We start from the raw sequence: 19325 nt of genomic DNA, 5'->3' as shown, positions 1-19325 counted from the left end.
ATTCAAAAGTCCTCCCCGCCATGCCAGCTTCCCACCTGAACCAGATCATTGCCGCCTTGCCGCTGCAGCGCGGCGCCAGCGAACCGCTTTTCCGCCAGCTGTATGCGGCCATCAAGGCGGCCATCCTCGACGGCCGCATGAGTCCCGGCATGCAGCTGCCGCCCACGCGCGATTTTTGCCGCCTGCTGGCCGTGTCGCGCCAGACGGTGCTCAATGCGTATGCGCTGCTGACGGCGGAAGGCTACCTCGATGGCGCCGTGGGGCGCGGCACCTTTGTCAGCCGCGAGGTGCCGTTGCCTGTGCCGCCGGCAGCTACGCCGGGCCTGCTGCGCCCCCTGTCGGCGCGCGGGGAGGGCGTGGTGGCGGCCATGCGCCAGGTGGCGTTCCACCGGGGGCCGCTGCGCGCTTTCCGTGTCGGCATGCCGCGCATCGACCATTTTCCATTTGACGTGTGGAACCGCCTGGAAGCGCGGCGCTGGCGCCGCCCCGACCACCAGTTCGGCTACAGCGACCCGGCCGGTTACCTGCCGCTGCGCGAATTGCTGTGCGTGTATTTGAAGGCGTCGCGCGGCGTCCAGTGCACGCCGCAGCAAATCGTCATCACGTCCGGCTCGCAGCAGGCGCTGTTTTTGCTCTCGACGATTTTGCTGGCACCCGGCGACGCTGCCTGGATGGAGTCGCCCGGCTACCGGGGCGCCAGCGGGCCCTTGCGCGCGGCTGGCGCGTGCGTGTTTCCCGTCCCCGTCGATGCGCAGGGGCTGGACGTGGCGTATGGCGTGGCGCACTGTCCGCAGGCGAAGCTGGCGTACGTGACGCCGTCGCACCAGATGCCGCTGGGCGTGAGCATGAGCTTGCCCCGCCGCCTGGCCTTGCTGGCCTGGGCCGCGCACAATAAAGCGTGGCTGGTGGAAGACGATTACGACAGCGAATACCGCTACACGGGCGCGCCGCTGGCGTCGCTGCAAAGCCTGGACCGGGCCGGCTGCGTGGTCTACGTGGGCACCCTGTCGAAAGTGCTGTTTCCCGGCCTGCGCCTCGGTTACATGGTGGCGCCGCCCGCGCTGGCCGAGGCGCTGGTGCAGGCCAAGGCCGTGATGGACCGGCACACGGCCATCGTGCCGCAGATGGCGCTGGCCGACTTCATCGCCGAAGGGCACTTCGGCCGGCATATCCGCCGCACGCGCGACAGCAATGCCGAGCGGCGCGACCTGCTGGTGCGCGGCCTGGCGCGCGAGCTCGATGACCAGCTCGCGTGCGGCCCGGCCGACAGCGGCCTGGAACTGTGCGCCTATTTTCGCGGCGATCACGATGAAGAAGCGGTGTCGCGCGCAGGACTGGCGCGGGGCATCGAACTGCGCCCGCTGGGACACTATGCCGACCCGGCGGCGGGGCCAGAGTGCGCCACGCCGCCCGGGCTGCTGCTGGGCTTTGCGGCCATTCCCCCGGCCGACATACAGCATGGCTTGCAGGAATTGGGGCGCATCCTGCGCGGCCGATAAACTATACTGGCAGTTGCCTGCACATGAAGAACACGACCATGACCACCATCCGCTGCTCCTGGGCCAATCCGGCCAATCCCCGCTACCTTGCGTATCACGACACGGAGTGGGGCGTGCCCTGCCACGACGAGCGCCGGCTGTTCGAGATGCTGAACCTGGAAGGCGCGCAGGCTGGCCTGAGCTGGGAAACCATCCTCAACAAGCGCGACACCTACCGCGCCGCTTTTGACGACTGGGATGCGGAAAAGATCGCCGCGTATGGCCCGGACAAGGTGGCGCAGCTGCTGGCGGACCCCGGCATCGTGCGCAACCGCCTGAAGGTGGCGGCCGCCATCACGAATGCCCAAGCCTATTTGCGCCTGCGCGCGGAAGGCCAGACCCTGGACAGCTTTTTGTGGGCGTATGTCGATGGCCAGCCCATCGTCAACAGCTGGCAACCGGGCGAGTTTCCCGCCAAGACGGCCTTGTCCGACACATTGTCGAAAGACTTGCTCAAGCGGGGCTTCAAGTTCGTCGGCTCGACCATCATCTACGCCTACATGCAGGGCATCGGCATGGTCAACGACCACGCGCCCGCCTGCTTTTGCCGCGCGGAGCATTGATGCGCCGCGCCCTGGTTCTGCTGGACACGGATTTCGACGGCGCCCGCCTGCGCGCCGCCTGCGCCGCGCATGGCGGGCGCCGCCTGCACTACATCGCGCTGGCGCCGCGTCCCGTCGACGCCAGCCACTTGCCCGAGGAGTGGCGCACGCAATGGCCGCCCTGCGTGCCAGGCCTGCACCGCATGGTCGCGCGCGACGGTTTGCTGACCCTCGACGTGCTGATCGGCGAGCCCGATGCCTGCCTGGCGCAATTGTCGGCGACCGTCGATGAAGTGCATCTGGCCTGGGTGCCGGCCGCCACGCCGGTGCTGGCGCGCCTGATGGCCGATGGCGCCCGCCTGCAAGCCGTGCACCTGGAGGAAGCGCAGCGCGCGGTCCTGCAACAGCAGGGCTTTGTGTTTGACGAGAGCCGCTTGCGCGCCGTGTTCTATGCGCGCCGCAGTGACAGCGTGGCCACAGCGGCGCCCGAGCGGCGCGCCATCGTCATCGGCGCGGGCGTGGCCGGCGCCGCCGCCTGCGAACGGCTGGCCGCGCGCGGCTGGAAGGTGACCTTGATCGAACGTCACGCGCAGCCGGCCAGCGAAGCGTCGGGCAACCTGGCCGGCATCTTCATGCCGCTGATGTCGAAGGACGACAATATCGCCACGCGCCTGGTGCGCGCCGCCTACCTGTACTCGCTGAGCCGCTGGAAAGACCTGGGCGGCATCGGCGCCGCCATCGAGGGGGCGCAAAGCGGCGTGCTGCACCTGGCGCGCGACGGCGCGCATGCGCAGGTGCAGCGGCAGATCGCCGCCAGCGGCCTGTATCCGCGCGAATTCGCCCGCTGGCTGGAAGCGCCCGAGGCGACCGCCATGCTGGGCGCGCCGGCCCCCGATGGTGCCTGGTGGTTCGGGCAGGGCGGCTGGGCGCGCCCAGCCTCCGTCTGCGCGGCCATGCTGGACGCCTGCGGCGCCTTGCTCACGCGGCGCTTTTCCAGCAGCGCCCTGCGCCTGGAACGTGGCGACGGCGAATGGCTGGTGCGCGATGCGGACGGTGCCCTGATCGCGGCGGCACCCACCGTCATCCTGGCGACGGGCACGGGAGCCGTCGATTTCGAACAGGCGGCCGGCTTGCCGCTGGACGCCGTGCGCGGCCAGGTCACGCACCTGGCCGAAGGCAGCTTGCCATCGTTGCCCTTCGTCGTCTGCCGCGAAGCCTACATGACGCCGGCGCACCAGGGCGTCGTCTGCGTGGGCGCCAGCTACGACACGGACGCGGACGCCAAGCTTCGCCCATCGAACCAGGAAGAAAATATCGCGAAGATCGCCGACATCCTGGGCGTTGCCCCGTTCGAGGCGCCGCTGGCCGGGCGGACGGGTTTTCGCTGCATGGCAGCGGACCGCCTGCCGCTGGCGGGCGCCTTGCCCGACCCTGGCATACCGGGCCGCTGCGAGCGCCTGCGCGACGTGCCGCGCTGGCCCGGGCTGTTCGGCTTGCTCGGTTACGCCTCGCGCGGCCTGATCTGGGCGCCGCTGGCAGCCGAGCTGCTGGCGTGCCAGCTGGAGGGGGAGCCGCTGCCGCTGGAACGTCAGTTGGCAGAGGCGCTTGATCCAGCCCGTTTTTTACTTCGCGAACGCCGCCGCGCTTCCTGATGACACCCAAAGGCACATTCCGGGGTCGGACCCTCAGGGGGAATATGCTCCAATGGGGCATATTCCGATTCCGAAGGAACTGACCCCATATACGTTTTTCAGCTTTCCAAACTCTTTTTAATTTGTTTTCCGAACAACATAAGTTCGTTACAGTGGACTCGTGCTGGTTTTTGACGACGGAATAAAGAGGTGGACAGATGGCTGCTGCAGAACTGATTTTCGATCCCCGCGCCGCGCACGGCGAGGCGGCGTTTGACGAAGTACTCCATCTCGCGCGCGCCCAGGCGCAGGCGCAGGGCTTGCCGTATGCGGGCATCGTCAGCGCGCAGGATGCGTGGCAACTGGTGCAGGCTGGCAAAGCCGTGCTGGTCGACGTGCGCACCAACGAAGAACGCACTTTCGTCGGCTACGTGCCCGCCTCGCTGCACGTGGCGTGGGCGACCGGCACGGCCATGAACCGCAATCCCCGTTTTACCCGCGAGCTCGAAGCGAAGGTGGGCGGCAAGGATGCCGTCGTGGTGCTGCTGTGCCGCAGCGGCAAGCGCTCGGCGCTGGCGGCCGAAGCGGCGGCCAAGGCGGGTTTTACGCACGTCTTCAATATCGCGCAAGGCTTCGAGGGCGACCTCGACGCACAGCAGCAGCGCGGCCACAGCGGCGGCTGGCGCTGGCATGCGCTGCCCTGGCTGCAAGATTAAACCGCTTCCCGGGACCACCATGAACCAGCGAGCCATTCCCTCCGCCTCCCTTGCCGCGCAGCCGCAATGGGAACTGCATCAGATCGTCGACGAGTTGCGCGCCGTGCGCGCGCAGTGGCGCGAAGGGCTGGCCAGCAGCCAGGAGTGCGGCGCGCGCGAATTTCCGTCGCGCCAGCATTTGCGTGATATCGTCGGCGCTCTGTGCGCTGCCCTGTTCCCCATGCGCCTTGGGCCCCTCGACCTGCAGCAGGAGAGCGAGGATTTTTTTGTCGGCCACACGCTCGACACGACCTTGACAGGCCTGCACGAACAGGTGCGGCGCGAACTCAGTTACCACGCGCGCCAGCACGGCTTGCAGCAGACGGTGTCCATCGAACAGCAGGCGCTGGCCATCGTGCAGCGCTTCGCCCGCGCGCTGCCGCGCATCCGCGCCCAGCTCGACACGGACGTGGCGGCCGCCTTCCATGGCGACCCGGCCGCGCACAGCGTCGACGAAGTGCTGCTGTGCTATCCGGGCATCCTGGCCATCATCCATTACCGCCTGGCGCATACCTTGTACGCGCTCGGCGCGCCGCTGGTGGCGCGCATCATCGCCGAAGTGGCCCATTCGCAGACGGGTATCGACATCCACCCGGGCGCCATCATCGGCAGCAGCTTTTTCATCGACCATGGCACGGGCGTGGTGATCGGCGAGACGGCCATCATCGGCGAACGGGTACGCATTTATCAAGCCGTCACCCTGGGCGCCAAGCGCTTTCCAGCAGGAGCCGACGGCGTGCTGAAAAAGGGACTGGCGCGCCATCCCATCGTGCAGGACGATGTGGTCATCTATGCGGGCGCGACGATCCTGGGACGGGTGACCATCGGCCAGGGCTCCGTCATCGGCGGCAATGTCTGGCTGACCCGCAGCGTGGCGCCCGGCAGCCACGTCACGCAAGCGCATAACCAGCAGGAGGCGCCGGAGTCGCCGGCGCCATCCCACCCCGCCTTTGCCCACCACCCATGAGGACAGCATGTTGATCAAACAGTTTGGACTGGCCGTGCGCCAGTTGCGCGAAGGGCATGGCTGGTCGCAGGAGCGCCTGGCCGAAGCGGCCGACTTGAACCGCTCGTTCATCGGCGAAATCGAACGGGGCGCCGCCACGCCATCGCTGCTGACGGTGGAAAAACTGGCCATCGCGCTGGGCATCGGCCTGGCGGGATTGATGGCGCGCTGCGAGCCGGAACTGGTGGATTAAAGCGGGTGGATTCAGCGCCACGATGATGGCGATAGCATGTTGAGAAGAATGGGGAGACGCTCGATACTTTATTTGTTTTTCAGATAAGCATATTCACTTTTCTCATCAGGAGTAGTCATGACAGTAGCAACAGAGAGCCAGTTTGCGCTGGGCGACAACGCTGCGCGCCAGCTGGCCAATGCAAGCAAGAGCGTCCCCCAGTTATCCACGATTACGCCGCGCTGGCTGGTGCACCTGCTGCAATGGCTGCCCGTGGAAGCGGGTATCTACCGCCTGAACCGCGTGAAAAATCCGAAGGACGTGCGCGTGGCCTGCTCGCAGCGCGACGAGTCGGAACTGCCGCAAACCTTCGTCGATTATGACGACCAGCCGCGCGAGTATTTTCTCAATGCCGTCAGCACGGTGCTCGACGTGCACACGCGCGTGTCGGACCTGTACAGCAGCCCGCACGACCAGATCAAGGAGCAGCTGCGCCTGACCATCGAAACGATCAAGGAGCGCCAGGAAAGCGAATTGATCAACAATCCCGACTACGGCCTGCTGGCCAGCGTGCACGACGACCAGCGCATCTTTACGCTGACGGGCGCGCCCACGCCGGACGACCTCGACGAACTGCTGACGAAAGTGTGGAAGGAGCCGGGCTTCTTCCTCGCGCACCCGCTGGCCATTGCCGCCTTTGGCCGCGAATGCACGCGCCGTGGCGTGCCGCCGCCCACCGTCAGCCTGTTCGGTTCCCAGTTCCTCACGTGGCGCGGCGTGCCGCTGGTGCCGTCCGACAAACTGCCCATCGAAGACGGCAAGACGAAAATCATCCTGCTGCGCGCGGGCGAGCAGCGGCAAGGCGTGATCGGCCTGTTCCAGCCTGGCCTGGCGGGCGAGCAGAGCCCGGGCCTGTCCGTGCGTTTCATGGGCATCAACCGCCATGCGATTTCGTCCTACCTGATTTCGCTGTATTGCTCGCTGGCCGTGCTGACCGACGATGCGCTGGCCGTACTGGAAGACGTGGAGATCGGTAAATACCATGACTACCCAGACACCTACAAGTGATGGTGCGGCGGGCTTGCCTGCCGTCCCATTTTTACCCGACGAAGCGACCCTGAACCGCTTGGCCGGTGAATTCTTTGCCCGTTTGCCGGGCTTGGACAAGTCGCCCAGCCTTGGTGGTTCCGGCAGCGTGCTCGATGCGGCGCCCCGCTATGTAAACCGTCCGCCGCCGCAGCCCGGCCCGTCGTTCGCCGCCATCGCACCCGGCGTGGCGACGGCGCAGGTGCCGCCCGTGACGGCGCCACTGGAAGCACCGATTGCGCCGGCGCCGGCATCGGTGCCCACGCCGCGGCTGTCCGCCATCGGTGCACCGTCGCCTTACTATTTTGTCGGCGGCGCGCATGGTTATCCCGTGTCGAACAATAATCTCGATGGCCTGGCGGGCCAGGGACTGGGACAGGCCGCGCCCGAGGCGTTTGCCACGCCGCGGACGCCCGCGCGCCAGCTGCCCGTGTCGCCATCTGACAGCCCGCCCGCGTTCTATTTCCAGACCGAGCTGCCCTCGGCGACGAAGCCGGGCCAGCACCAGACGCCCGCGCCATTCGACGTGCACGCCGTGCGGCGCGACTTTCCCGTGCTGGCCGAACGGGTCAACGGCAAGCCGCTGGCCTGGTTCGACAATGCGGCCACCACGCACAAGCCGCAATCGGTGATCGACCGCGTGTCGTATTTCTATGCGCACGAGAATTCGAACATCCACCGCGCCGCCCACGCGCTGGCAGCGCGCGCCAGCGATGCCTATGAAGCGGCGCGCGCCAAGGTGGCGAGCTTTCTGGGCGCCGCCTCGGCCAATGAAATCATTTTCGTGCGCGGCGCCACGGAAGGTATCAATCTGGTCGCCAATACCTTCGGCCGCAAGTACATCGGCAGCGGCGACGAGATCATCGTCTCGCAGCTCGAGCACCATGCCAACATCGTGCCATGGCAGCAGCTGGCGGCGGAAAAGGGCGCGATTCTGCGCGTGATTCCCGTCGATGACAGCGGCCAGATTCTGCTCGATGAATTCCGCAAGCTGCTCAACGGGCGCACCAAGCTGGTGTCCGTGACGCAGGTGTCGAATGCGCTGGGCACCGTCACGCCCGTGGCGCAGATCATCGCGCTGGCGCATGCGGCCGGCGTGCGCGTGCTGGTCGATGGCGCGCAAGCCGTGTCGCATTTGCGCGTGGACGTGCAGGCGCTCGGTGCGGACTTTTACGTGTTCTCGGGGCATAAAGTGTTCGGCCCGACGGGCATCGGCGCCGTGTATGGCAAGGCGGACTTGCTCGAGCAACTGCCGCCGTGGCAGGGCGGCGGCAACATGATCGCCGACGTCACGTTCGAGCGCACCGTCTACCAGGGCGTGCCGAACCGTTTCGAGGCGGGCACGGGCAATATTGCCGATGCCGTGGGCCTGGGCGCGGCCATCGATTACGTCCAGCGCATCGGCCTGGAGAACATCGCCGCCTACGAGCACGCGCTGCTGGAATACGCGACGCACCAGTTGCAAGCGATTCCCGGCGTGCGCCTGATCGGCACGGCGTTCGAGAAGGCCAGCGTGGCGTCGTTCGTGCTGGCCGGCTATGAGCCGGCGGAAGTGGGGCGCGCCTTGAACGAGGAGGGTATCGCCGTGCGCTCGGGCCACCATTGCGCCCAGCCGATTTTGCGCCGCTTCGGCGTGGAAGCGACCGTGCGGCCATCGTTCGCCTTCTACAACACGTATGAGGAAATCGACCGCATGATCGTCGTGGTGAAACGCCTGGCGGGTGTGCGCCGCTGATCTTGCCAATTTGTCATCCTGATGCCGCCCCGGCGCAAGCGGGGCGGCATTGTTGCGTCAGATCACGGACTTTGCGCGCGGCTGGCTGGCGTCCGCAGGCTGGCGGTATAATTTATCCTTGGCAATATTCAAGCCGCGGCGCCGTGCCGCCGGCGCCCAAGGAGATATCCGGTGGAAGATCAACACAGCTCGCCCGAGCTTTTCCTGTTCCTGGCGTCGACCGTGCACGACATGAAAAACTCGATCAGCGTGGTCAGCGGCACCCTGGAATCCCTGCTGGCGGCCGAGCAGGCGAAAGACGCGCCGCAAGCCGACCCCGCCTACCTGCAGATGGCGCAGATGCTGTACCAGACCAAGCGCCTCAACGATAACCTGATCCAGCTGCTGGCCCTGTACAAGGAAGTGGGCAAGCCCGGCTACCCGTTCGACGTGCAGCCTCAACTGGTGAGCCAGGTCATCGACCAGGTGGTGGACCAGGAAAAGATCCTGCTGGCCTCGAAAGGCATCCATCTGCAGACGTCCTGCCCGCCGGAGCTGATCTGGACCCTTGATGAGGACCTCGTCATCGGCGTGCTCGCGCATGCCATCAACAATGCCATCCGCTACACGAAGGATACGATCCGCCTGTCGGTGCGCCAGGCCGATGGCTTGCTGGAGCTGCGCGTGGAAGACAATGGCGACGGCTATTCGCAGGCCTTGCTCGACGCGGGCAGCGCGGCCATGGATGGCATGGCGGCCGGCGTGAATTTTTCCACCAACAGCACGGGACTGGGCCTGTATTTTTCCAGCGAAGTGGCAAAGATGCACAAGCACCGGGGGCAGGGCGGCAGCATCGCCCTGGAAAATGGCGGCGCCCTGGGCGGCGGCTGTTTCATCCTGCGCCTGCCCTGAGCGAGAACACCATGACGACAGACAGCCACGCCACCGCCGCCGAAGCGGGCAGCACCGACTGGGCCGACAAACATTATCTGCTGGTCGACGACTTCATCGGCATCCGCATCCTGCTGCGCGAATCCTTGCGCAACCTGGGCGCGCGCCATATCGACCAGGCGGCCAGCGGCGGCGAAGCCATGAAGCTGCTGGCCAAGACGCGCTACGACGTGGTGCTGTGCGATTACAACCTGGGCGAAGGCAAGAACGGCCAGCAAGTGCTGGAAGAGACGCGCGTGCGCAACCTGACGGCGCCGTCGAGCGTCTGGCTGATGGTGTCGGCCGAGAAAAGCGTGGAATCGGTGATGGGCGCGGCCGAGCACCAGCCCGACGCCTATTTGATCAAGCCGATCACGGAAGGCGTGCTGCTGACGCGGCTGAGCCGTGTGTGGCACAAGAAGCAGGTGTTCCGCGAAATCGACCAGGCCTGCATGGAAAAGGATTATCTGCGCGCCGCCAAATTGTGCGATGCGCAGATCGAGGTCAACAAGCTGCACGAGCTGGAATTGCTGCGCATGAAGGCGTCGTTGCTGCTGAAAAGCGGCGAGCCGGAAAAGGCCCGCGCCGTGTACGAAAAAGTGCTGGCCGAGCGCGATTACAGCTGGGCCAGGGCGGGCCTGGGCAAGATCCGCATGAATAACGGCGAGCACGAGGCGGCGCGCCAGATCTTCCAGGGCGTGATCGTCGAAAACAAGTACTACATCGACGCCTACGACCAGATGGCCGTCGCCTACCAGCTGATGGGCCAGCACGAGGAAGCGTGCGGCGTGCTGGAAAAGGCGGCGCGCCTGTCGCCCAATTCCGTGCCGCGCCAGCGCAACCTGGGCCTCGCCGCCTTAAAAATAGGCAATATCAGCATGGCGGAAAAGGCCTTCCGCAAGTGTATTTCCATCGGCGAATTTTCCGTCATGAAGACGCCGGATGCCTATCTGGGACTGGCGCGCGTGTGCGGCCTGAAGAAGGATGCCAAGGAAGCGCTGCAATGGCTGCTGCTGGCGCAGCGCGAATTCTCGCCCGAGCAGATCGGCTTGCGCGCAAAGATCACGGAAGGCATGGTGCACCACGAAACGGGCGACTACCGGCGCGCGCGCAAGTGCGGCGACGAGCTCGAAGCCATGCTGCTTGACGACCCGGTGCGGCCCGAGAAAAGCATCTGCATGGAACTGGCCACCTTGCTGTTCGCCGTCGGCGTCAAGGATGCGCCGGCCGGCCTGCTGTGCTATGTGGTGAAGAACAACCACGACAACCAGGTGGTGCAGGACGAAGTACAGAAAATCTTCGACAAGGCGAAGATGGGCGACGAAGGCACGAGCCTGATCATCGCCTCGCGCAAGGAAGCATCGGACTTGATGAACAAGGGCGTGCTGCTGTGGAAGACGGACAAGCTCAACGAAGCCGTCGCCTGGATGCGCGCGGCGCGCGAAAAACTGCCGAACAACCTGCGCATCCTGTTCAATTCCGCGCAAATCATCGTGTCCTTCCTGGAGCAGCGCGGCTACCAGGCGGACTTGGCGGCCGAAGCGATGGAAGTGTTGTTGTATGTGGACAAAATTGCACCAGGGCAGCAGCGCTTTGCGCAATTGATGGAGCAACTGGTGCAGCTGACGCCGCCGCCCGGGCCGGAAGAGGCCGTCGAGGTGGCGGAAAAAACGCCGCCGGTACCGGAAAAAGGGGGAAAATCCGTGCGCGAGCGTGCCGGATGATAAACTAGGGGCCAGCGTGGGTTCGCCCGTGCTTGAGTTGCTCTACAACAATAAGGAAGAAACTATGCGTGATGTGGTCAATGAAGTATACAAAAAAATGAAAGTTGGCGCCGTTGCCTGGGTACGCCCGGTCGCCGCCAAGGGAGACACGCTGGAAACATTCCAGTCTTCGTACGAGCACGCCAAGGCGCTGGCCGACGAAGGCCTGATCACGATCGGTGACGTAAAACGCCAGGCCGACAATCAGATCGAGGCGATCCGCATTCATCGTATCGCCTGATCATATCGCCAGCTTGACGTGCTAGGCCTTGCCTGGCGCTTTCGATTTGGGCGCCGCGCGCTTTGCCGGCGCCTTGCGCAGCGGGGCCTTGGCCTTGGCTGCCGTACCTGCTTCTGCCGGCTTGGCGGATTTGCCGGCCGCTGGCTTGGCCGTCGCTCCGGCCGCGCCACCGCCAAAACTGGCCGCTGCCGCGCTGGCGGCATCGGGCGACATGGCTGTCGACACGGCCTGCTTGAACTGATCTTGTAACAAATTCCACCAAGCACTTGGATTGGCCAGCTGGGCTGCCGCGTGGCTGCCGGCATCGTCGGGCGCGGCCGCAGCCGGTTCCGGCGCGGGTGCGGGCGCCGGTTTTGGCTCAGGCGCTGGCGCCGCAGGGGCGGCTTGCTGGAAAAACGCGGAAGCGTAGGGCACGGATTCAAACACGGTTTTCTCGCTGGCACCGGGCTGGGTGATGGCCGCCGCCAGGGAAGCGCCCATCGATTTCAGGGTGGCGATGGTGCCGCGCTGCACTTCCAGTGCCTGGATACTGCCGCGCAGCATGCTGGTATTGAGGTTCAGCCAGGCTTCGACGGCTTTCAAGTCGTTGATTTTCTTGTCCAGCTCTTCCACCGACATGGTGGGCGCCGTGATGCCGGGCACGCCCATGCCGGGCACGCTCATGCTGCCCCACAGGTTCTTGACGAAGTCGAGGGTGTCGGTCACAACTGCTGCGCCCGGCATTTGGGGCATTTGCGGGTTTGCCATGCGAAATCTCCTGGTAGGTGGATGTGCCTAGCGTAGCAGATATCAGCTTGCAACTGACGCAAAGCTGCCAACATTTTCTTACATAAAACAGCAGGAGTTGAGCACGGGCAAGAAGCGGGAAGCGGCGTGAAAGCGGTACACTACGGCCTATGATGCCTGACTCCTTCTTTTCGCCACCGCGCCGCCGTACCGTCATTTTTGTCGCGGTCATCGGCGCACTGCATTACGTGGCGCTGGAGTGGCTCACCTCGCGTGCCAGCATGGTGCCGCTGGGGCAGGATCATGCGCAGGTGGTCAGCATGGCATTGATCGCCGAGCCGCCCAGGCCCGTGCCGGTGACGCCGCCTCCGCCGCCCAGGCTGCGGCCCTTGCCCGAGCCCCGCTTGCCGCCGCCACCGCCACCGACGGAGCTGCCGTCGAGCGAGTCGGCCCAGTTGACGGCGCCCGCTAGCGACGCGCCGGAAGGCCCGGTGACGCCTGCGGCACCGGCGGCCAGCGCGCCAGCCATCACGGCCCCGGCCCCGGCCGTGGCGGAAGCTCCCGCGCCGGCTCCCGCACCGCCGCCACCGGCCGTCGAGCAGGCACGGCGCTACAAGACGAATGCGCCTGCCTCGGCCCAGTTCGACCTGCACGTGGACCGGCGCGATGCGGACGGCACCAAGTGGCAGGGCGTGGCCGCCATGGCGTGGGACAACCGGGGCGACACGTATCAGCTGAAGCTGGAAGTGGGCTTGAGCATGCTGATCACGCGCATCAACCTGCTGGTGCTGACCAGCGAGGGGCTGATCGACGGCAGCGGCATCGTGCCCGTCACGGCCACGGAGAAACGCAAGGGCCGCGCGCAAACGGCCACGCATTTCAACCGCGACGCCAAGGCCATCACGTTTTCGGCCACGACGGCAACGGTGCCATGGCAAGAGGGGGCGCAGGACAAGGCGACCGTGCCGTTCCAGCTGGCCGCCATCGGCCGCGCCGACGTCAACCAGCTGGCCGGCAATATCGACATCCTCGTCGGCGAGGAAAAGGAAGCGACCGTGTTCCGCTTCCAGCTGGTGGGCGAGGAAGAACTCGAGACCAAGATGGGCCGCCTGGTGACCTGGCATTTGCGCCGGCCGCCGAAGCCGGGCACGTATTCGTCGCAGCTCGATATCTGGCTGGCGCCGTCCATGCAGTGGTATCCGGTACAAATACGCAATACCGAAGCGAACGGGGCGCTGACTACGCAAACCGTGACCAATATCCGCGTCAATGACGCTACAGGAAAATAAATGACTACTTTGACCACGTTGAAACGCCTTTTGCTCGCCAGCCTGCTGGCCGCCACCTTCACTCCCGCCATGGCCGACGCTCCCCTCGAGCATCCGGCCGTCAAGCGCCCGTACAAGCTGGTGCCATCGGCCGACCTCGTCTATTCGATCAAGGCCAGGCAGCGCGGCATCGGGCTGTCCGGCGAATCGGTCAGCAACTGGCGCGTGGGCGACGGCAAGTATTCGCTGCTGGCCGAAACCAAGGCTGCCCTGTTCGGCAAGATCCTGGAGCAGCGCAGCGAAGGCACGGTCGACGATTACGGCCTGGCGCCTTTTCAATTCGTGGAAAAGCGCTTCCGCAAGGATGCCGTGACGACCACCTTCAAGCGCGACAGCAAGACCATCGTCTTTGGCGAAGGCGATGACACCTATCCGCTGAAAGGCGGCGAACAGGACCGCAACAGCGCCGTCTGGCAACTGGCCAGCGTGGCGCGCGCCGCGCCCGAGAAATTCGTCCCCGGCTCGGAATGGGCCTTCTTCGTGGCCGGCGCGCACGATGCCGAGCCGTGGACTTTCAAGGTGGTCAAGGAAGAGACGGTCGCCACGGGCATGGGCGAGGTCGCCGCCATCCACCTGGTCAAGGCGCCGCCGCCGGACAAGAAGGGCCAGCAAGTGGACCTGTGGCTGGCGCCGTCGCTGGAATGGTATCCCGTCAAGGTGACATTCGCCGATGCGGACGGTGGCGATTACGTCGAGCAAACCTTGCAGAAGATCGTCAAGAAGTAAGTGTTCACTAATGGTCCGGGGCCAGGCATGCCATGTTCGGCCCCCCATTTCATCATCCTGGCCCGCTACCGTGCGCCGGTCGTGTTGCGCCGTGTCCGCACCGCCCCCTCCCACGCGCTAAATTGCATGTCAGAACTGATATACTGACGCCCCCGCCCCGCAGCGCTGCGTTAGCCCGCTGCGCCGCCCGCTGAACACTCATCCGGAAAAGAATGATTGATATAATGGCAAGTGCAGCCGTGGCTACGGATGCAAATCAGACAGAGCAGGAGCATCACGATTCCTTGCAGGCGCATTTCCAGCCCAATATTTCGGCCGATGAAATCGAGCAAGTATTTCACTTGAAGCGGGCGCAACCCTTGCTGCAAGTGTTTACGGCCCTGTTCCACGGCGGTTTCGATGGCGTGCTGGTGCGTCTGCTGGTGTTGCGCGAGCTGGCGTCCGATGCCGCCACGTCCGCCTATACGCGCGCCGATATCAACACGAAACTGGCCTATCTGTTGCCGGAAAGCCTGGAAACGGTCTTGCTGCGCCTGCGCTCGAACCAGCTGCTGGCCTGGGATGCGCAGCAGGGCGTGTACCGCGTCACGCCCATGGCGCGCAATGTGCTGTCCGCCATCGACAGCCTGCTGGGCCTGGGCCAGACGGAAGACGAAGCGGAAATGGGCTTTCTGCTGTCGCAGGTGGCGGGTGCGCAAGCCGTGGGCGGCGTATCGGTGGAACAATTGCAACATCTGCTGGGCCGGCTGGTCGACTTGACGGAAGAATTTTCCGACGCGATCGCTTCCGGTTCCGAATTCCGGCTGCGCACGGCGCAGGCGAAGTGGAACATGGCTTGCGACTGGGTGGAAAAGGGTTCCGAAATCCTCGTGGCCATCACCTCCGATGAAAACGCGGACAGCGCCACGCACAAGGCGGCGCAGGCGATCGGCCGCGCGCAAAGTAAATTGTTGAACATGCAAGGCATGTTTTCGCGCGCCCTGAACCAGATCGAGCGCCAGCGGGTGCACCTGGGCCAGTCGGGCCTGTCGACCACCGACATCAAGCGCTGGCTTTTGCTGCACGATGACCTGGCCAGCCTGGCCGAAGGCGCCATCGACCAGCCCGTCGTCCCCCTGTTCTCCACGCCGGCCGAAATGATCGACGTGGCCGAAACGGAACTGCTGTCCGAACGGGCAGCCGGCGTCATCAACACGGGCCTGCCCAGCGGAGAGGATGCGCCCACCACCATCAGCGACAGTCCCGCCATGCAGCTTGAACTCGACGATTTGCTCGAACGCCTGTCGAACTTCGCCAGCCTGGGCAATTTCCCCAGCATCGGCGAAGAAGGACCGAAATCGGTACCCGTGCAGGATTCTCTGCTGCCTGCCAGCTTTGCCGTGGCGTCCTACCGCGCCTCGATGCTGCCGCTGCTCGGCGACGTGTCCGAAGCGAGCTTGCAAGGCTCGACGGCCGAACTGGCCCGCTTGCCGATCACCTTTACACCGACCGACGAGATGGTCCAACTGTCCGACCCCCACGTGGCGGCCATGTCGATCGCCTCGCTTTCACTGAATGTTTCACTTGATTTAGATGGCGCCACCTTTGATGAATGACGATTCCCAAATCCTGATTGCGCGCCTGCTCACGCATCAAACCCTGCGCCGCGACGACAAGCTCGTCAAGCGCGTGCTGTCCGACGAGCTGTTCCGCGCCGAGATCGATGCGCGCCTGCTGGCCTGCGGCCTGAAGCTGCTCGACAACGTGTATGCCGACCATGTGACGCTGGCCCTGACGCGCACCATCGAGCCGAAGATCTTCGGCGCGCGCGACGTGTGGCAAAACAATAATTTCGGCCTGGCGCGCGATGGCGTGGCCTTGCTGGTGGTGCTGTGGGCGCAGATCATCCTGCCCAAGCGTGAACGCCAGGAAACGCACCAGCATGCGGACGACGATCAAAATGATATGTTTGGCACGGAAAAGCCCCTGCCGCGCGCGGAAGACGCGTCGATCGGCATTTCCTACAAGGCGCTGCTGTCCGACTTCGGCGACAAGCTGGGCAAGAAGACGCGCATGGACATGAATCTGGGTACCCTGGCCAAGCTGGGCTTCATCGAGCGGCGCGGCGATGTCATCCTGGAAGGCCCGCTGCTGGACCTGATGATGGATACCGACGTGCTCAAGGAACGCATCATCAATGGCGCCCTGGCCGACGTGTTCAAGCGCGCGCCGGCGCGTCTGGTAGCCGTCGACCTGGACGCTGACTTGTCCGTCGACCTGTCCGCCGACATCGGCGACCTGCCTGACGCGGGCGACGAGCCCGTGTCCGACCTTCCTCACTGAAAGCGCCCATGTTTCATATCAAATCACTTGAACTGGTGCACTGGGATTACTGGCAGCGCATCAAGAATATTCCGCTCGACGCGAAGATCATCACCATCGCGGGCCAGAACGGCTCGGGCAAGACCACCTTGCTCGATGCCTTGCGCACCCTGTTCGGCCTCGATTGCTCGATGGGCCGCACGTATAAACACTATGCGCGCCACTCGGGCCAGCAGACGGCCTGGCTGCGCGCCGTGGTCGACAACAAGAACGTGGGCAAGCAGCTGTCGAACCGCCCGTTCCGCAGCTCGGGCTTCTTCAGCGATGATGAAGTGACCCTGTTTTGCCAGATCCAGAAGAATGGCGGCGACTGGAAGCGCCAGTATCTGATGCGTCCGGGCAATGTGCAGATCGAGGACATCACGGACGCCAACGACTGGCTCGGTGTGGAAAACTACCGCAAGCGCCTGGCCAATGCGGGCCTGTCGCCGGCCATGTCGAAAGTGCTGGCGCTGGAGCAGGGCGAGACGGACAAGTTGTGCGAATACGCGCCGCGCCAGCTGCTCGACCTGGTGTTCCAGGTCTTCGGCGACAAGGAAGTGCTCGATGCCTACGACGAAGCCAAGCGCCACCAGCGCGATACGGAAGTGGAGCTGAAACGCTTCGAAACAGAGCTGGAAGCGTCGAAGACCAACCTGGAAGGCTTGCGCCTGCGCGTGGCCAATTACCACCAGTGGGAAGGTTTACATAAGGAACGCCGCAACCTGCTGGAAGAAGTGCTGCCCAGCCTGCAGTACCACGAGGCGCGCGAAAAGGCGGCCATCGCCAGCCGGCAATTGCGCGATGCGCGCAAACCGATGGCGCAGGCGGACCAGCAGCTGACGGACAAACGCAATGCGCTGGCCGCGCAGGCCAAGGCCCTGTCCGACGCGCAGATGAATGAAACCCTGCTGGAGCAGGAATCGATCGGCTTGCAGAGCCGTTTGTCACTGATCAATGCCAAACTGAAACCGCTGGACAGCCTGCTGGAACAGAAGGACCGTTTGCACAAGCTGGCGGCCGACTCGGGCAGCGACATCGCCGAAGTGGCGGCCCAGCTGGAACAGAAGGAAGCGCAATTGCTGCAGCAGCGCCAGCAGCGCGACGCCCTGTCGGCGCGCATCGCGGCTGAGCAGGCAACGATTGCCGCACTGCAAGGCAAGACGGCCATGCCGGAGCCGGACAATGTACGCGGCATGCGCCGCGCGCTGCGCGACGCGGGGATTTCGCACGCCATGCTGTCGGACATCGTCGAAGTGACCGACAGCCGCTGGCAGGGCGCCGTCGAAGGCGTGCTGGGCGGTTACGCTTCGGTGGTGCTGCTCGACAAGGCCAAGGATGCGGCGGCCGCCTACCGTTTGGCCGAGAAGGAGCGCTACCGCCACTTCATCGTGCCCGATCTGGTCACGGCGCCGGTGGCGAAGGACGAGAGTTTGCTGGCCGTGGTGAAATTTTCCGCGCCCGTGCCCAGCTGGCTGATCGAGCAGCTGTCGCGCATTGCCCGCGTCGATTCCGTCGAAGCAGGCTTCAAGCTGGGCAACCACGAAGAGTGGATCACGCCCGAGGCGTATCACCGCGAACGCCGCGGCGGCCGCTCGCTGTTCGTCGAAGCGTCGCGCTACCGTTTCGGCCAGGCTGGCCGCAGCGGCCGCCTGGAAGCGCTGCTGCGCTCCTTGCCTGGCCTGGAAGGCCAGGAAGACACCTTGACCCTGGCCATCTCCAAGCTGGCGGCCGAAGTGGGCGCCCTGAAAGCGCGCATCGCTGGCGTCGATGCGGCCAAGGAGCTCAGTGCGCGCCAGGAAGAATTCGCCGAAGCGCTGCGCAATTCCAAGCCCTTGAAGGAAGAGCGCCTGGAAGTGGGCGGCCGCCTGGGCGAACTGCAAAACCTGACGAAAAACGCCACTGTGGCGCGCACGCGCGCCGATACCGTGTGGCAAAACGCGCGCCTGGCCCTGTCCGAAGCGGAAGCGGGAGCGCGTCTCGGTTACAAGAAACAGATTGAACAGCGCGCCGAACATGCGCGCGCCTTGCTGGCCCTGCGCCATGCGTGGCGCCACCTGCCGAAAAGCTGGCGCCGTCCCGCCCGCCGCGCGGCGCTCGTGGCCGAACACCAGAATGCGCACCAGGTCGACTTGCGCGTGGCCAGCCTGCAAAACAGCCTGGCGCGCGACGACTGGGAACTCGATGCCACCGTCATCGACCAGCACCACCGCCTGTCGGACCAGCTGCACGGCCGCCAGTCGGAAACGGACGAGCGCCGCTACCAGAACAACCGCGCCATCGAAGCGACGGGCAATGCCCGCGGCGCCTACATGGAACGCTTGCGCTACACCATCAAGACCTACAGCAAGAACATCAAGGAACTGGGCGAGCTGGCCGGCATCGAAGTGCATGCCGACCCCGTGCGCCTGGAAAACGACGACGTGCAACTGTCGCAGGCGGGCTTGCACGTGCGCTTCAAGTTCGACGGCAAGGGCGTGATCGGCATGAACGATGGCGAAGCGTCGGGCGGCCAGCAGGTCATGAAGTCGCTGGTGCTCTTGATCGGCTTGCTGAAATCGGAAGACGGTTCCGGCGGCTTCGTCTTCATCGACGAACCGTTTGCCCATTTGGATATCCGCAATATTCAACTGGTCGGCGAATTCCTGAAAAATACGGAAGCGCAATACCTGATGACGACGCCGTTGACGCACAACACGGATGTCTACGATCCCTCGGAGCTGACCTTGATCACCAGTAAGAAAAAGAAGGATACCCAATGGGCGCAACCGATTTTCGTGCTGCAGCGCCGGGTCGAACCCGCACCGGGCAAGGTGGCGTGATGGCC

At 64.8% G+C, this 19325-nt stretch carries 17 protein-coding genes; 16 read left to right on the top strand and 1 reads right to left on the bottom strand.

The features are described 5' to 3' along the window. Positions 1–20: 20 nt before the first annotated feature. The 11 genes from pdxR (at position 21) to ACQ4WQ_RS12925 (ending at position 11378) form a co-directional block, all read left to right on the top strand. Positions 21–1499 (top strand): MocR-like pyridoxine biosynthesis transcription factor PdxR, encoded by a 1479-nt coding sequence (pdxR, locus tag ACQ4WQ_RS12975; protein WP_436497602.1) that lies wholly within the window; start codon positions 21–23, stop codon positions 1497–1499. Between the two features lie 38 nt (positions 1500–1537). Further along, the gene (locus ACQ4WQ_RS12970; protein WP_326457472.1) at positions 1538–2101 is read left to right on the top strand and encodes a DNA-3-methyladenine glycosylase I; all 564 of its coding nucleotides are present in this window, start codon (positions 1538–1540) and stop codon (positions 2099–2101) included. Then, positions 2101–3732, top strand: coding sequence for an FAD-dependent 5-carboxymethylaminomethyl-2-thiouridine(34) oxidoreductase MnmC1 (mnmC1, locus tag ACQ4WQ_RS12965; protein WP_436497600.1), 1632 nt, complete (start codon positions 2101–2103; stop codon positions 3730–3732). The genes ACQ4WQ_RS12970 and mnmC1 overlap by 1 nt, the downstream gene beginning before the upstream one ends. Before the next feature lie 197 nt (positions 3733–3929). Then, a complete protein-coding gene (locus ACQ4WQ_RS12960; protein ID WP_436497598.1) occupies positions 3930–4427 on the top strand; it encodes a rhodanese-like domain-containing protein in 498 nt (165 codons plus the stop codon). Positions 4428–4446: 19 nt separating this feature from the next. Beyond that, the gene (gene epsC, locus ACQ4WQ_RS12955) at positions 4447–5433 is read left to right on the top strand and encodes a serine O-acetyltransferase EpsC (RefSeq protein ID WP_326457465.1); all 987 of its coding nucleotides are present in this window, start codon (positions 4447–4449) and stop codon (positions 5431–5433) included. A 7-nt stretch (positions 5434–5440) separates the two neighbouring features. Then, the gene (locus tag ACQ4WQ_RS12950; RefSeq protein ID WP_070312556.1) at positions 5441–5665 is read left to right on the top strand and encodes a helix-turn-helix domain-containing protein; all 225 of its coding nucleotides are present in this window, start codon (positions 5441–5443) and stop codon (positions 5663–5665) included. Between the two features lie 117 nt (positions 5666–5782). Further along, the gene (locus ACQ4WQ_RS12945) at positions 5783–6712 is read left to right on the top strand and encodes a family 2A encapsulin nanocompartment shell protein (protein WP_070221598.1); all 930 of its coding nucleotides are present in this window, start codon (positions 5783–5785) and stop codon (positions 6710–6712) included. After that, the gene (locus ACQ4WQ_RS12940) at positions 6687–8465 is read left to right on the top strand and encodes a family 2A encapsulin nanocompartment cargo protein cysteine desulfurase (RefSeq protein WP_436497595.1); all 1779 of its coding nucleotides are present in this window, start codon (positions 6687–6689) and stop codon (positions 8463–8465) included. Before ACQ4WQ_RS12945 ends, ACQ4WQ_RS12940 begins: the two co-directional genes overlap by 26 nt. A 171-nt stretch (positions 8466–8636) precedes the next feature. Beyond that, on the top strand, positions 8637–9356 hold the full coding sequence (locus ACQ4WQ_RS12935; protein WP_436497593.1) for a sensor histidine kinase: 720 nt from the start codon (positions 8637–8639) through the stop codon (positions 9354–9356). Positions 9357–9367: 11 nt separating this feature from the next. Next, positions 9368–11098 carry a response regulator gene (locus ACQ4WQ_RS12930; RefSeq protein ID WP_436497591.1) on the top strand — a complete coding sequence of 577 codons (1731 nt, stop codon included), beginning with the start codon at positions 9368–9370 and terminating at the stop codon, positions 11096–11098. Positions 11099–11114: 16 nt separating this feature from the next. After that, positions 11115–11378: a hypothetical protein gene (locus ACQ4WQ_RS12925; RefSeq protein WP_240453519.1), complete on the top strand. Its 264-nt coding sequence runs from the start codon at positions 11115–11117 to the stop codon at positions 11376–11378. A gap of 21 nt (positions 11379–11399) precedes the next feature. On the opposite strand, the gene ACQ4WQ_RS12920 is transcribed toward ACQ4WQ_RS12925, so the two are convergent. Next, positions 11400–12125 (bottom strand): PhaM family polyhydroxyalkanoate granule multifunctional regulatory protein, encoded by a 726-nt coding sequence (locus ACQ4WQ_RS12920; protein WP_436497589.1) that lies wholly within the window; start codon positions 12123–12125, stop codon positions 11400–11402. A 149-nt stretch (positions 12126–12274) separates the two neighbouring features. Here ACQ4WQ_RS12920 and ACQ4WQ_RS12915 point away from each other — a divergent pair, with 149 nt between their 5' ends. From ACQ4WQ_RS12915 to ACQ4WQ_RS12895, 5 genes are all read left to right on the top strand, one after another. Next, complete coding sequence (locus tag ACQ4WQ_RS12915) at positions 12275–13393, top strand: DUF3108 domain-containing protein (RefSeq protein WP_436497587.1); 1119 nt, start codon at positions 12275–12277, stop codon at positions 13391–13393. Next, entirely contained in the window at positions 13394–14158 is a 765-nt protein-coding gene (locus tag ACQ4WQ_RS12910; RefSeq protein WP_436497585.1) for a DUF3108 domain-containing protein, read from the top strand. 224 nt (positions 14159–14382) lie between these two features. Further along, positions 14383–15753, top strand: coding sequence for a hypothetical protein (locus ACQ4WQ_RS12905; protein WP_436497583.1), 1371 nt, complete (start codon positions 14383–14385; stop codon positions 15751–15753). After that, positions 15746–16480 carry a hypothetical protein gene (locus tag ACQ4WQ_RS12900; protein WP_436497581.1) on the top strand — a complete coding sequence of 245 codons (735 nt, stop codon included), beginning with the start codon at positions 15746–15748 and terminating at the stop codon, positions 16478–16480. Before ACQ4WQ_RS12905 ends, ACQ4WQ_RS12900 begins: the two co-directional genes overlap by 8 nt. 8 nt (positions 16481–16488) lie before the next feature. Then, the gene (locus tag ACQ4WQ_RS12895) at positions 16489–19320 is read left to right on the top strand and encodes an ATP-binding protein (RefSeq protein WP_436497579.1); all 2832 of its coding nucleotides are present in this window, start codon (positions 16489–16491) and stop codon (positions 19318–19320) included. Positions 19321–19325 lie beyond the last annotated feature (5 nt).

This window comes from Janthinobacterium goodfellowi (genome assembly GCF_051380695.1).
Lineage (GTDB): Bacteria > Pseudomonadota > Gammaproteobacteria > Burkholderiales > Burkholderiaceae_D > Janthinobacterium.
This window is presented reverse-complemented; position numbering and strand designations above follow the sequence as displayed.